The 13,192-nt window shown below is 46.2% G+C and carries 14 protein-coding genes, 1 tRNA gene and 1 other annotated feature; of the genes, 9 read left to right on the top strand and 6 right to left on the bottom strand.

The features are described 5' to 3' along the window. Positions 1 to 27 precede the first annotated feature (27 nt). Both gltX and C4F51_RS07600 read left to right on the top strand, forming a co-directional pair. Positions 28 to 1,530: a glutamate--tRNA ligase gene (gene gltX / locus C4F51_RS07605; protein ID WP_193908659.1), complete on the top strand. Its 1,503-nt coding sequence runs from the start codon at positions 28 to 30 to the stop codon at positions 1,528 to 1,530. A 139-nt stretch (positions 1,531 to 1,669) separates the two neighbouring features. Beyond that, positions 1,670 to 1,745 (top strand) — tRNA-Ala (locus C4F51_RS07600). Positions 1,746 to 2,050: 305 nt separating this feature from the next. Here the strand turns inward: C4F51_RS07600 and C4F51_RS07595 are convergent. Beyond that, a complete protein-coding gene (locus tag C4F51_RS07595) occupies positions 2,051 to 2,254 on the bottom strand; it encodes a hypothetical protein (RefSeq protein WP_193908657.1) in 204 nt (67 codons plus the stop codon). An 82-nt stretch (positions 2,255 to 2,336) separates the two neighbouring features. Between C4F51_RS07595 and C4F51_RS07590 the strand changes: the two genes are divergently transcribed. The 7 genes from C4F51_RS07590 (at position 2,337) to C4F51_RS18315 (ending at position 7,565) form a co-directional block, all read left to right on the top strand. Continuing rightward, positions 2,337 to 2,642: a helix-turn-helix domain-containing protein gene (locus tag C4F51_RS07590; RefSeq protein WP_193908655.1), complete on the top strand. Its 306-nt coding sequence runs from the start codon at positions 2,337 to 2,339 to the stop codon at positions 2,640 to 2,642. 41 nt (positions 2,643 to 2,683) lie between these two features. Then, positions 2,684 to 3,031 carry a hypothetical protein gene (locus C4F51_RS07585; RefSeq protein WP_193908653.1) on the top strand — a complete coding sequence of 116 codons (348 nt, stop codon included), beginning with the start codon at positions 2,684 to 2,686 and terminating at the stop codon, positions 3,029 to 3,031. Further along, positions 3,006 to 3,590: a nucleoid-associated protein gene (locus C4F51_RS07580; RefSeq protein WP_193908651.1), complete on the top strand. Its 585-nt coding sequence runs from the start codon at positions 3,006 to 3,008 to the stop codon at positions 3,588 to 3,590. Before C4F51_RS07585 ends, C4F51_RS07580 begins: the two co-directional genes overlap by 26 nt. Then, positions 3,562 to 4,778, top strand: a protein-coding gene (locus C4F51_RS07575) for an IS3 family transposase (RefSeq protein WP_193906707.1) whose coding sequence is annotated in 2 segments (ribosomal slippage) — positions 3,562 to 3,841 and positions 3,841 to 4,778 — 1,218 coding nt in all. Because the reading frame shifts where the segments join, the coding sequence is not laid out codon by codon here. Before C4F51_RS07580 ends, C4F51_RS07575 begins: the two co-directional genes overlap by 29 nt. Further along, positions 3,840 to 3,956: a sequence feature (AL1L pseudoknot), on the top strand. (Overlaps the previous gene by 117 nt.) 49 nt (positions 4,779 to 4,827) lie before the next feature. Beyond that, a complete protein-coding gene (locus C4F51_RS07570; protein ID WP_235992297.1) occupies positions 4,828 to 5,406 on the top strand; it encodes a nucleoid-associated protein in 579 nt (192 codons plus the stop codon). Continuing rightward, complete coding sequence (locus tag C4F51_RS07565; protein WP_193908647.1) at positions 5,387 to 6,763, top strand: hypothetical protein; 1,377 nt, start codon at positions 5,387 to 5,389, stop codon at positions 6,761 to 6,763. Before C4F51_RS07570 ends, C4F51_RS07565 begins: the two co-directional genes overlap by 20 nt. Next, the gene (locus C4F51_RS18315; RefSeq protein WP_193908644.1) at positions 6,720 to 7,565 is read left to right on the top strand and encodes a putative phage abortive infection protein; all 846 of its coding nucleotides are present in this window, start codon (positions 6,720 to 6,722) and stop codon (positions 7,563 to 7,565) included. Before C4F51_RS07565 ends, C4F51_RS18315 begins: the two co-directional genes overlap by 44 nt. A gap of 161 nt (positions 7,566 to 7,726) precedes the next feature. Here the strand turns inward: C4F51_RS18315 and C4F51_RS07555 are convergent, their stop codons facing one another. The 5 genes from C4F51_RS07555 to C4F51_RS07535 form a co-directional block, all read right to left on the bottom strand. Further along, positions 7,727 to 8,092, bottom strand: a complete 366-nt coding sequence (locus C4F51_RS07555) for a hypothetical protein (protein ID WP_193908642.1) — start codon at positions 8,090 to 8,092, stop codon at positions 7,727 to 7,729. Beyond that, a complete protein-coding gene (locus C4F51_RS07550) occupies positions 8,079 to 9,071 on the bottom strand; it encodes a glycoside hydrolase family 43 protein (RefSeq protein ID WP_193908640.1) in 993 nt (330 codons plus the stop codon). Before C4F51_RS07550 ends, C4F51_RS07555 begins: the two co-directional genes overlap by 14 nt. Positions 9,072 to 9,407: 336 nt before the next feature. Further along, positions 9,408 to 10,370: a class 1 fructose-bisphosphatase gene (locus tag C4F51_RS07545; RefSeq protein WP_193908638.1), complete on the bottom strand. Its 963-nt coding sequence runs from the start codon at positions 10,368 to 10,370 to the stop codon at positions 9,408 to 9,410. Beyond that, positions 10,367 to 11,455, bottom strand: a complete 1,089-nt coding sequence (gene fbaA / locus C4F51_RS07540) for a class II fructose-bisphosphate aldolase (protein WP_193908636.1) — start codon at positions 11,453 to 11,455, stop codon at positions 10,367 to 10,369. Before fbaA ends, C4F51_RS07545 begins: the two co-directional genes overlap by 4 nt. Before the next feature lie 477 nt (positions 11,456 to 11,932). After that, positions 11,933 to 13,120 carry an alginate export family protein gene (locus C4F51_RS07535; protein WP_193908635.1) on the bottom strand — a complete coding sequence of 396 codons (1,188 nt, stop codon included), beginning with the start codon at positions 13,118 to 13,120 and terminating at the stop codon, positions 11,933 to 11,935. Between the last annotated feature and the right edge of the window lie 72 nt (positions 13,121 to 13,192).

Genomic DNA, 13,192 nt, shown 5'->3' with positions numbered 1-13,192 from the left:
CCATTCCTGAAAGACGGGTTACTCTTCATGACTGTACGCACACGCATTGCGCCCTCTCCCACCGGCGATCCGCACGTAGGCACCGCCTATATTGCCCTGTTCAATCTCTGCTTTGCCCGTCAGTACGGCGGCCAGTTTTTACTGCGTATTGAAGACACCGACCAAACCCGCAGCACACCGGAATCGGAACAAGCGATTCTCGACAGCCTGCGCTGGTTAGGTATCGAGTGGGATGAAGGCCCGGATGTTGGCGGCCCCAATGGCCCTTACCGCCAAAGCGAGCGTATGGACATCTACGGCAAATACGCGCTGGAGCTGGTAGAAAAAGGCCACGCCTTTTATTGCTTCGCCACCTCCGAAGAGCTGGACGAAATGCGTCGCGAACAAGCCGCACGCGGCGAGGCCCAGATTTACGACGGTCGCGGCCTGAAACTTTCTGCTGAAGAAGTACAACGCCGCCTCGACGCTGGCGAGCCTTACGTTATTCGCATGAAATTGCCCACCGAAGGCGTATGCGAAATCGACGATATGCTGCGCGGCAAGATCGAAATCGAATGGTCGCAAGTGGATATGCAGGTACTGCTGAAAGCCGATGGCATGCCGACTTACCACCTCGCCAACGTGGTAGACGATCACCTGATGGAAATCACCCACGTAATTCGTGGTGAAGAGTGGATCAACTCCGCGCCCAAGCACCTCAAACTGTACGAATACTTCGGCTGGCAAGCGCCGGTGCTCTGCCACTTGCCATTGCTGCGCAACCCGGACAAATCCAAACTCAGCAAGCGCAAAAACCCCACCAGCATTCTTTACTACCGCAACGCCGGTTACCTGCCCGAAGCCATGCTCAACTACTTGGGCCGCATGGGCTGGTCCATGCCGGACGAGCGCGAAAAATTCTCGCTGCCGGAAATGCAGGCGCACTTTGACCTCAACCGTGTATCCCTCGGCGGCCCCATCTTTGATGTGGACAAGCTGAACTGGTTAAACGGCATGTGGATTCGTGAAGACCTCAACACCGAGCAGCTGGCCACCCGCCTGCACGATTGGGCTTTCAATAAAGAAAACCTGCTGCAAATTCTGCCGCACGCCCAGCCGCGCATGAACACCCTGAGCGACTTTGCACCGCTGGCCAGCTTCCTCTTCTCCGGCATGTTGCCGTTGACCGAAGCCAACTTCAGCGGCAACAAGCTGGATATAGAACAGCAAAAAGAATTCCTGCAATACGCCTTGTGGCGCCTGGAAGCCCTGCGCTTCTGGAACCGCGATGCCATATTCGGTGAACTCAAACTGCTCGCCGACCAAATGTCCATTAAGGTAAAAGACGCCCTGGCACCGGTGTTTGTATCCATCGCCGGCACCACCGCCTCTTTCTCGGTGGTCGACTCCATGGAAATTATCGGCCCGGACATGAGCCGCGCCCGTTTGCGCCACGCCATCAACGCCCTGGGCGGTTTTGGCAAGAACAAACAAAAAGCCCTGGAAAAGACCTACCTGCAACTGGGCGCTGAACCAGCGGATGCTCAATAGTTAACCAATTGATTTATAAAAGGAATTGGAAAAAGGAAGAAAAGCAGAAAATCAGCAACAAATGTGAATTTCTGCTTGACACCCCCGGCGTTATTGATAAAATGCGCCCCACTTCAGGACGAAGTGAAAAGCAAGACTTGGGGCTTTAGCTCAGCTGGGAGAGCGCAACACTGGCAGTGTTGAGGTCAGCGGTTCGATCCCGCTAAGCTCCACCAATTTTAAAGGCTTGTACGGTTAGCAAACACTTACCGAACAAGAACTGAACAAAAATGGTGAACAAGAACAACTGAACACCATAGAAAAAGGGGCCGAAAGGCCCCTTTTTTATTGTCTCGAATTTCTAGAACTCCCCCCACAGCGTTATATCAATCGGCATCTACTCTATTGCATGGCCAGCCTGGCAACCTTTCGTTACCCGTTCATTTGTGTGCGTCATAATTTGCTGTACTTCAGAAAGAGCAAACCAAGGCTCGCCCCGCCCACCAATTGAGATAAGCACCTAGCCTAATGCAGTGCTGATTCATATGCGCGCTCCTTTTGGGCGGGTAGTTTTAGGGGGTTCTATACGCTCCAGCGCATCCACCACCATGCGGCGGCAAATGCTGGTCATGCTGCGCTTTTCGGCCTTGCCCAGCTGTTCAACACGTTTACGGAGTTCCGGGGGTAAGGTCACCATCACTTGGATGCGTTGGCGCCCTCGCGGGGTAGCGGTTTTTCGTGCCATGGCTTAAAGTTCCTTAAATGTTGAACACACAATCACGTTAACTCAACAAATGTGAACGTCAACTTAAAAAAGGAGCCGTTTGTTGAACATTGGAGACCGCTCAAGGGCGGAAAGAGAACGTTTGGGGTCTAATCAAGCAGACTTCGGCGCTACCGCTGGAGTGAGCAAAACTGCCCAATTTAACTACGAAAAAGGTGATCTCAGCCCGGATGCTACTTATTTAGCAGCCATTGCTGGAGCGGGTGTTGACGTGTTGTATGTGATCACAGGAAACAGGACTGTACCTTTATCAGAAGGTCTGGCACCTCGAAGTGCTGCCTTGGTGAACAACTTCGAAAACATGGCCGGTGCGGTACAGAAACCGGACACAAAAACCGGAACAAACTAAGTAACATCTACAAGAAAGTTCAGTATCAATAAGGAAATTGTATGAGACGCTCAATTCTTACCACTCTTTGCCTATCCGTGTTTCTCACTAGTTGTGCTCATCAGGAAACTTATTCGTTCTATACAAGTAAAGATGGCTCCACCTGGGAGTTATTTAGAGAAAACATATCCGAACAGCTAGCACAACGGCAAGTCAACAGCTCCTGCGTCATGCAAATTTGGGGGCCTCAGCATCACTCCGTCAAATACATCAACAACTCGACAGGCGAAGCCACGACAAAAGAATGTGAAGCACTCTTTGCAGAGCAACAACGAGCATCGGTGGCCGAAGAAAAACCACCATTGAAATATAAAAAACAACAAAGTGATTTTTGTAAAAATCGGAAATAAAACAAAAAAATTAATTGCAATCAATCTAAAAGAGGATATTTTCTTGAACATTCATCACGTAATAGCGCACGAACTAGATAAAAAAATAGATGATAAAAATGCAAAAAAAATAATTAATCCAAAAGGTGAATTCGACAAAAACTCTTCTATTCTTCAGAGATTTATAGCATCAACAGACAAATCCTATAAGCGAAGACCTAAGGCTTTGGGAAATTTTGATCCAAACACCAATGCCTATCCTTTGCAAATCCTACTAAATAATTATCTATCATTAGAAAATAAAGACTCTAAATCCTTCATTGAACTCACCGAAAAAGCAATGGATTATCTAGTAAATGCTGCAACCAACATCATTAAAGCAACAGGAGGAATTGTTGTTTTTATGCATTATGATGATAGTTTCATGATCCTTCTTTTAAGTAAAAAGACAGTATTTAATATTAATAATTTTGTCTTAGAAGATTTGGAAGCAATGGATATTGAATCGCTCCGGGTTTGTCGGAGGCTAACTTTCTTGAGAGAATTAACCTATGAAAAAGAGACCCGGATATTCACCTGAAACGCGTGAACGAGCTGTAAGGCTTGTGCTCACCACCGAACAAGATCACAGCTCGCGCTGGGCGGCGATCACTTCTGTTGCCGGCAAGATTGGCTGTACACCTGAAACACTCCGTGCATGGATAAACCGAATCGAATCCAATAGCGCCGCTCCCGACACTGCAAACGTTACCGAATCCGAGCGAGTTAAAGCCTTGGAGCGCGAGAACCGTGAACTCAAACGTGCGAATGAAATCCTGCGTTTAGCCTCGGCTTTTTTTGCCCAGGCGGAGCTCGACCGCAAACCGAAACTCTAATCCACTTTGTTGATGCCCATAAAAGTGTTTTTGGTGTCGAGCCGATTTGTCAGCAGTTACAGATTGCACCATCAACGTATTATCGGCACAAGCAATTGGAGAAAACACCCGAGTTGCGGGCGCGGCGAATTCAGCAGGATGAGCGTTTAGTCGTTGAAATACAGCGTGTTTGGACTGAGAGTAATCGCAATTATGGTGCGCGAAAAATCTGGAAACAACTGCGTAGAGAGGGGTTTGATGTGGCTCGTTGTACCGTTGAGCGGCTCATGCGTCAATTGGGTATTGAAGGTGTGCGTCGTGGCAAAAAGTGTAAAACAACGATCCCCGATCACAAGGCACATTGCCCGCAAGATCTGGTTAACCGTCACTTTAAAGCGGACAAGCCAAATCAACTTTGGGTTGCCGACATTACTTACGTCGCCACCTGGTCAGGCTTTGTCTATGTCGCCTTTGTAATCGATGTATTTTCACGTCGCATTGTTGGTTGGCGAGCGATGACGACAATGCAGGCGGATTTAATTCTGGATGCATTGGAGCAGGCATTGTGGGCAAGAGGAAAACCGCGTGGCGTGATTCATCACAGTGACAGGGGCAGCCAATATTTATCCATCAGCTACACCGAACGCCTTGCTGAGGCAGGATTTAATGCGTCGGTTGGGAGCGTGGGCGATTCTTACGATAACGCCTTAGCTGAAACGATTAATGGACTCTACAAAACCGAGGTTATCCATAAGAGCGCACCGTGGAAAAATCTTGATGCTGTGGAGATGGCGACACTTGTATGGGTTGAATGGTTTAATAACCGTCGGCTTCACAGTGCGTTGGGTTATGTGCCGCCAAAGGAGTTCGAGGAATTTTTTTATCAACAAACCGAGTTGGCTCATGTAGCATGACTCAAATTAAACCGCCTCCGAAAAAGTCGGGGCGATTCATATTGACACAATGAGATATGCAGTGAAAATTAACATTACTGAATTCACAAAACCCACACCAGAAGACCCTTATATCAGCTTTATTCGAGGAACTGCGCAAAGAATTTCCGAATATTTTCTAAATTTTATTGGATGCAAAGATTATATTCCTCCTGCCCAGTCAACAAATGAAATGATTGAAGCGGTTAGAGACTACATGTCAAGCATCAACTACGATACAGAAACTAGAAGAAATATAGAATCTCAGATTTTGGGTTACTGTGTATCGCAGCGAAAGTCGAACAAACCAGTTTACCTAAGTGCGATATCGGAATTGGTTGACCCGACCAACAGCGAGGCCTTAATAATACATATAAATGATAACAACATTATGTGTAGCGATGTTTTTGAAGCAGATCCTACAACATTAAGAAAACTGAAAAGATACGAATACCGTTCAAAAAAATGGTCTTTAAGCTTTGATCACGACTTGTATGAAGGGAAGACAATTACATACGATAAAGATGCAAAGACAATTACAATTAGAAATGTTCCCGAAGATTTTGAAAGAACACTGGATCTGAAAAAAAATGAAACAACCAATCCTTAAAGTAATTGATTTTTATAGAAAATATGGAAAAAAATCCAGCTTCCAATCTATATCCGATATTTCATTTAATGTTGAAATTACCGAATCATTAATTTATGACATAGAAAACCTGAACAAGGAAATAGAAGAGTCATGCGAACAAAAAATAATTGAAGAGATTGAAACCGAAGGAAAAATAATTAGAGCAAAGTCGATATCAAATAGCAACATCACTTTAGGAAAAGCAGCTTCATTTAGATTTGAATCCGTCTCTATTTATGGAGCTGGCTATATTTACTACTCTATAGATAACTTCCTCAATAACAACAAAATATCAATTCCTGATTTTTACTATATTTCAGAGATTGACTATTTGAGCTCTGAAAATACTAATAAGCCACAAATAGAAACTTACAATTCAATAGTGAAACTTATTGAAACTGTCACAAATAAGGATGGCGGTTTCTGTGACTACAATAGTGAATGTTCAATAGAAAACACAAAAAAAATAGTGATATTTGGCGAAAAGCGAATAGAATTTGATACGATTTATACCAGTAGAGAGCTGGAAATCGATAATACTAAAATAAATGACTTAATCAGAGATATTGAAGCACCAAATGAAACAGCAGTTACTCACAAAAAAGAAAAATCACAAATATTAAAGAAATCCATAGTGGAAATAACAAAACACATAAACAAAGACTCCGAAAAATTTTCTCACTTGCTTAATCATATTGATGAATTAAGGAGAGACTACAACAATGGTCTTGACCTTTATCTTAATGAATTCAGCTTTTCTAAATTCATTAGTGACTTATCAGAGAAAAAAATAGCCTTCATAGAAAAAATTAATAAAATAGTTTCAGATATTGGACTAAAACTATTATTTTTACCATTAATTGGAGCAGCAACAAGAATTACAACTGGCGCTGAAAAGCTGAATCTTTCACTGCCTATTATTATGTATACAGCACTAATGATGGTGATAATAATTTACACAGTGGACTCACTAGGTCAAATATCGGAAGAAATAAAAAACTCCTTTCATCACAAAAAATACAAAAAGTCAATTCTCACATCCGGAGACATAGACCAAGAACTTTTTATCGCCCACAAACAACTAACGCTAAGGATAGGCCTAATAAATCTCTTTCTATTGACCTTATATTTAATATTGCTAATTATTCTTATATCTCAAATCAACGAAAATACAATATCGGACCACTATATAAACCTTGTCAAAATAATTGGCGTTGAGAATAAATATATTAATTTTTCTATAATAACTTTTTCATTAATAACCGCATATTTTTTAGTGAGCATATCTTGCCGTGCATATTTTAAAAAAAGACAAAAAACAAGAAAACAAAATTAACCAGAGAGTGATGGGATCTTTTCTAGTTGCAACATGCATTATCATAGCGGCAATTATTATTCTGATCTGGCAATATTTAATTAATTTCGGGACAACCCCCTCGCCAAACCATGAAGATTGGGGAGCATTCGGAGATTATTTCGGAGGAATCCTTAACCCGATAATCGGACTTTGTGCTTTTTTAGCACTATTATTTACAATTAAAATACAATCCTCGGAACTTCAAAAAACAACCAAAACCCTAGAATCTCAGGCACTACTATGGGAAAAACAGAATTTTGAGTCCACATTTTTTTCACTTTTGGATATATTAAGAAAAAGCTTAATCGACTTTAACCTTAATGAATATTATACCAAAGAGGCGATTAGGAATTTAGAGAAAGAAGAAATAGACATGGAGGGACAAAGGGCACTGGAAGAAATTACAGAAAAATCCCATAGTTTTATTAAATCAGCCACAAGCGAAGAAGACTTTTATAAAAAAATATTAGAGTGCCTTGAAGATCCGGTAAAACTGGGGATAATTCCTCAACACGTAGGAAAAATATTTTTCATAATTAAATACATAAAACAGGCGAACAATAATATTGATAAGGATTTTTATCTTGATCTACTATCGGAAACATTGTGCATGTCAGAAAGACTACTAGTTTTGTACACTTGCCTAACAAGGCTAGATGACCCCTTGATAAAATTTATTCAAGAATTTAACTTCTTCAAAAATATAGAGTTCACGAACAGTCAAAATCCGGTAATTATCGAAGCAGTAAAGAAGCAATTTAATATTAGATCGCTACAATAGCTATATTTTCAACTCCGAATCCACTGCGCTCACCAATCCACCATCATTGAGATGGTGGACTACCCTCACGATTATCCACGCCTGATTATCTATGTCCGGCTTGTAACCTTGCAGCTTTAATGGCTGCTCTGGTGACAGATTTAAATCTGCACGGGCGAGGTTTACGATGAAGTTGATTTTTGCCCGTTGCAGGCGTTCAGTTCAGATTCTGCAGCGTGGCTTGCGCTTGGTAGATTTCGCCCAGCTCTCGCGCTTTTGCTGTACTGCCCACCGTTACCTTTTGCCGCTTGCCGCTTGCCGCTTGCCGCTTGCCGCTTGCCGCTGGGTACGTTATTCCAGTAGGCGACCACGCCGGTGTAGTTGTTGCGGTCTGCACTGAGGTAGCGGTGACTGTTGCCTTCTTTTACGGCGAATAATGCATCGTAACGCCCACGCAGGCGCATTAAAATGTACGCTTCACATTCGTGGGTTTGGTCAATGTGGTTAATGCGAATGAGGCCACTTTGAAATTTCCTAGCGGCTTCCATTCAAACCAAGCTTTTCCAAGATACTTTTTGAAGCCTCAATCACCGTACCATGCCGCATACGGATTGGGGTGTTTTCGTCCGGGAAGTGCATTTGCTCGGAGATGTCTTCCCAGGTTTTCATGTCGGTTGAGCGCAGGGCGCCGTAGCGGCGGGTCATGTAGGCGTCGTAGTAGATGATGGCTGCGTCGCCGATTTGCACGGCGGTTGGGCCTTCTACCCAGAAGCCTTCCGGGGTTATCGGGTCGCTGAGCTTTTCAAACGGGCCGGTTTTGCTGTGGGCTACGGCGATTTGTAAATATTTTTTCGGCGGGAAACGGGTTTCATCTTTTACGATTAAATAGAGTTGGTCGTTAAACGTAAGAAAAGTCGCGTCAATTACGCTGAAACCGGGGTTGTAGAATAATGCGGTGGGCGTAAAGGTTTTGAAGTCTTTGGTTGTGGTGTAATACAAGCGGTGATTGTAACCTTCTTCCGATGCACCATCGGTTTCCGGAAAGCGACCAGGAATGGTGGACGACCAGAAGATAACGAAATTGCCGATCTTTTCATCGTACACCACTTCTGGTGCCCAACTGTTACGAACCGTCGGCTCGTGCGCCATCACCGGAATTTCCTGCTGTTCACTCCAGCTAATAAAATCTTTGGTGGATGCGTAACCAATGTTGTTTTCATTCCAGCCCGAAGTCCACACCATATGGTAAGTACCATCTGGTCCTTTCACCACTGACGGGTCGCGCATCAGTTTGGAGTTGCCAATTTTCGGCAACCAGAAATCTTTTGGGCGCTCTATTTTTTGCCAGTTATAACCATCCCTACTCGCCGCCAAGTGCAAACCGTCCTCACCATTTTTGGTGAAATAGGTAAAAATATAGCCGTTCTTACTTTCGGTTTTTGATTTATTGGATACGCAGCTCGCAACCAGAAAAGCTGCCATAGCTACGCACAGAATCCGACGAAAAATACGGGAATAAAAAGGCATTGAGATATCACTCCGTTTTATTTTTATAGATCGAAAAAAATAAAAGCCGGTCATCAACCGGCTCAAAATACTGTAATGCTGATACTGGCACAATGCGAGTTTGGTGTCAGGGGCTGCGTTCCAAAACCGTCGAGTCATGGACGCCCGCCATGGATGGCGGAAGTTAGGGCAACGCAGGAGCAGTTGCCGTTGACTCGTCGGAGCCCCAGGGATGGGTTTATGCGTTTTTGGAACGCAGCCCCTGACGGCAAACGTACAGAGCGGCACATATCCCGCCTTCCATCCTCACATACGAGCGAACCAGTCTCTACTTAACAACCACAAGTAGTGACTGAATTAGGAAGCCGCCTTAAAACAATCCTCAACCAACTTCTTATCCCCCAGAAAAACCGGCGTTCTCTGGTGCAAACTGGTAAGCGTCATCTCCAGCAAAGGTTGTGTTTCACTATAACCGCAACCACCCGCCGCCTCTACCAGCATCGCCATCGGAAACGCCTCATACAACAAACGCAGCTTCGCCGGTTGTGCCGGGTCTTTGGAATCGGATGGATAAATAAAAGCCCCGCCGCGCGTCAAAATGCGGTGCACGTCCCCCACCATCGCCCCCTGCCAACGCATATTAAAACGCTCACTCGCTGGCGCGGGTTGAATCAGCGAAGTCATGTACTGCTGCATTTTGGGTGCCCAGTAAAACAGATTGGCCATATTTGCAGAAAAATCGCGTACACCCGCCGGTAACACTACCGGTGATTTGGACAGAATAAATTCCTCTGCACTTCTATCCAGCGTTGCCTCATGAACCCTTTTACCGGTGGTAATAACCAATGTCGTGTAAGGGCCATACAGCACATAACCGGCGCACACCTGCTGGCTACCGGTTTGAAAAAACTGCTCGTCGCTCGCATCCGGCACATCATCACGCGCTTTCAAAATAGTGAAGATGGTGCCAATTTGTGCGTTGATATCAATATTGTTGCTACCATCCAGCGGATCAAAGGCAACGATATAGGGCGCGCCAGCAGTGCCTGCAACGGTGTGCTGCTCTTCTTCAGACGCAATCGCCCGCACCGCGCTGTGCGAAAGTAAAGTGCTTACCAGTAAATCGTTAGCAATGACGTCCAGATTTTTTTGCACTTCACCCTGCACATTTTCCTGAGTGGTTGCACCCAGCGTATCACCCAGCGCACCGTGACTGACGCGCTCGGCAATAACCGCCGTAATATCCAGAATCGCGCAAACCAGCGAGGCTAAATGCGGCTCGCTAATATCCTGTTGCAAAGTGCTCAGAAACTTGCTCATTCGCCTGCCTTGTATCGACCGATGCAGTTCAACTGCGTGAAAGATTCCAGCAAACGCGCCGTCATGGATTCTTCGGCTTCGCGCAACCAGACCCGCGGATCGTAGAATTTTTTGTTCGGTGCATCTGCACCTTTTTCATTACCCAGTTGGCTCTGCAAACGCTGGCTGTTTTGCTGGTAATGGTTGAGCACGCCCTGCCAAAAACTCCATTGGGTATCGGTATCGATGTTCATTTTCACCACGCCGTATTGAATGGCTTCGGCGATTTCGCTGGCCGCCGAACCGGAGCCGCCGTGGAATACAAAATCCAGCGCGTTGTGCGGCAGGTTGAATTGCTGGCTCACATAAGTTTGCGAATCGCGCAGAATACCGGGGCGCAGCTGCACGTTACCGGGGTTGTAAACGCCGTGCACATTGCCAAACGAAGCGGCGATGGTAAACGCATTACTGATGGCGGATAACTGCTGCCAGGCGTAAGCCACATCGGCTGGCTGGGTGTAAAGCGCTGACTTGTCCATATGGCTGTTATCCACGCCGTCTTCTTCACCACCGGTGCAACCCAGTTCAATTTCCAGCCCCATACCCAGCGCTTTCAACTCGCGCAGGTAGCGCACGCTGATGGCGATATTTTCTTCCAGCGGTTCTTCTGAAAGGTCGATCATGTGCGAGCTGAAAAGCGGTTTACCGGTTTGTTCAAGATGCGCCTGCCCTGCTTCGAGCAAACCATCAATCCATGGCAACAATTTTTTTGCCGCATGGTCGGTATGCAAAATAACCGGAACACCGTAAAAACCCGCCACCAAATGCACGTATTTTGCAGCCGCCGTAGCGCCCAGCACGGCAGCTTCCTGACCGGTAAACTTAAGCCCCTTGCCGGTAAAAAAGCTGGCGCCGCCGTGGGAAACCTGGATGATAACCGGCGAACCCGCAATTTTTGCGGCTTCCAGTGCGGCATTAATGGAGTTGGTGCCAATAACATTCACTGCAGGAATCGCGTAGTTATTGGCTTTGGCATCGGCGTATACCGCTTGCAAGTCGCTGCCGGTTACAACACCAGGTTGAACCAGGTTTCGGAGGCTCGTCATGATTTGGCTCTTTATTGTTTCAGGAGATTTTCAGGAATAAATGACTGACTGCATGACCGGGCACAGGGGTTGATTGCTATAGCGGCCTGCTTACCCTTGCAGGACACAAGAACCCGTGACATCTCCGATCAGCCTGCACAAAATAGAGTAAATTTCGCCAAATTTCAATCATATTCAATCTTTTTAAATTAATAACAATCACAAAAATGGTCAATCATTGCTGATTTTCAAGCAGATTGAATCAGATGAGAATTGAATTGACTGAAAACCCTCTCACTTGAGGGGTGCCAGTATAGGGAGGGCTAATAATCTGGAAGGTTAGCAACACGTTGCCGCATCGCCTTAACGTGCCATTGGATACTTGAGGTCTGACATACGGCGGAGCAGCCATCGAACAGTGAGTTACGGATGTAAATCCCTCAGCTGCCACGTCCCTGTGGCTGCCCAAATAAGGCGAATTGCTATTGCTGCGCGGGGTTAGAAAGTCAGCTCGGCCCATACCCAGAACTTGTCAGTATCTGCACTGAAATTGTCCGCTTGATAATTCGCATATTTCAGGCCGGTAGTGATGTTCTTGTTAAGTTTCCACTGCGCCATCGCATTGAACTCATCGCCATAATCGGCACTGCCGTAGTCGGCAGCAAAACGGTGATAGGCCAGCGCGAGGTTTATATCCCCCAGGATCAGGCCACCCCGCAGGTAAATATCTTGCAGGCCGGTAACCGGTGTATTGAGGAATTTATCCACCCAGCCGTTAAAGGCGTGTTTGGTGGCAAGCGGCGTTTGAAAGCCGTAAGCGCCCTTATCGCTGCCCAGATTTTCATAACCCAGCGTCAGGTTGTAGTTGCCCAGAGTTATGCCCAGCTCGGCCAACCAGTAATCCGCCTCGAAATCCCGGGCGCTCTGCTGTGCGAATTCCCCGGTGTATTGAATGGTTGCGGCACCGGCTGCGGTTTTCCCGCTCAAACGTACACCGGCGGTGCGTGAGTTTTTATCGGCGCTCAGGGTGTCTTTGTCATCGTTCAACCGATAAAGATAAGCGGTGCTGTTTAGCGCAGGCGTCCACAGATAATTGATGTTGGCAAGATGGTGGCTCACATCCGCATCAAACGCCGGAGTTATGCCGTTAACTTTGTCAACGTAGGCGTAAGTGAACGTGAGATTGTTGTGTTGATAACGCGTGTGCAGCGCGTCAAAAGTCTGGTCGTCCTGGCGCCAGCCCACTGCGCCGATAAACCGTTGGTTGTCCAGCACAATACGCTGCCGCCCCAGCTGCGCAGCCACGCCAAATGCGGATTGATAACGAACAAATGCCTGGTTCAGTTCAGACACGCGCGGGTCAGCAACAACGGCATAACCCGGCGTTTCCGGTGCGTAGCGATCCTGCCCGGCAAAGACACTGGTGTTATCAAACTCCAAGGTACCGGAAAACCCCTGGTAGTCTGCGGTGGTGTAACCAAGCCGGGTTCTTAAGGTGGCGGCGTGCGCATCTTTGTTCACCGAGTCATCTACCGTTTCACTGCGCAAACGCAAACTGCCGCTGACTTTACCCGACGAGAGTGCTTCAAAGAAATTTTCGCTTGCGGAGGTTTGTGCAGAAAACATGGTGCTTGCCAGCACCGGAGCCAACCACAATAACGGGAAATTTTTGTTACAGACTTTCATGTTTATTCCTTTCTGATAAATGCCCTGGGAACCGCTGGAAATAACCCGCGCGGCTATCGCGACGTTAAAAAC

The sequence above is a fragment of the Cellvibrio polysaccharolyticus genome (genome assembly GCF_015182315.1).
GTDB lineage: Bacteria > Pseudomonadota > Gammaproteobacteria > Pseudomonadales > Cellvibrionaceae > Cellvibrio > Cellvibrio polysaccharolyticus.
Note: the sequence above shows the minus strand (reverse complement) of the source record. Positions and strands in the feature narration are given on the sequence as shown.

Excerpts from the sequence above, each read along its gene's own strand:
- gltX (WP_193908659.1), top strand. The coding sequence starts at position 28 with ATGACTGTACGCACACGCATTGCGCCCTCTCCCACCGGCGATCCGCAC.
- C4F51_RS07595 (WP_193908657.1), bottom strand. The coding sequence starts at position 2,254 with ATGGCACGAAAAACCGCTACCCCGCGAGGGCGCCAACGCATCCAAGTG.
- C4F51_RS07585 (WP_193908653.1), top strand. The coding sequence starts at position 2,684 with ATGAGACGCTCAATTCTTACCACTCTTTGCCTATCCGTGTTTCTCACT.
- C4F51_RS07570 (WP_235992297.1), top strand. The coding sequence starts at position 4,828 with ATGAGATATGCAGTGAAAATTAACATTACTGAATTCACAAAACCCACA.
- C4F51_RS07565 (WP_193908647.1), top strand. The coding sequence starts at position 5,387 with ATGAAACAACCAATCCTTAAAGTAATTGATTTTTATAGAAAATATGGA.
- C4F51_RS07555 (WP_193908642.1), bottom strand. The coding sequence starts at position 8,092 with ATGGAAGCCGCTAGGAAATTTCAAAGTGGCCTCATTCGCATTAACCAC.
- C4F51_RS07550 (WP_193908640.1), bottom strand. The coding sequence starts at position 9,071 with ATGCCTTTTTATTCCCGTATTTTTCGTCGGATTCTGTGCGTAGCTATG.
- C4F51_RS07545 (WP_193908638.1), bottom strand. The coding sequence starts at position 10,370 with ATGAGCAAGTTTCTGAGCACTTTGCAACAGGATATTAGCGAGCCGCAT.
- fbaA (WP_193908636.1), bottom strand. The coding sequence starts at position 11,455 with ATGACGAGCCTCCGAAACCTGGTTCAACCTGGTGTTGTAACCGGCAGC.
- C4F51_RS07535 (WP_193908635.1), bottom strand. The coding sequence starts at position 13,120 with ATGAAAGTCTGTAACAAAAATTTCCCGTTATTGTGGTTGGCTCCGGTG.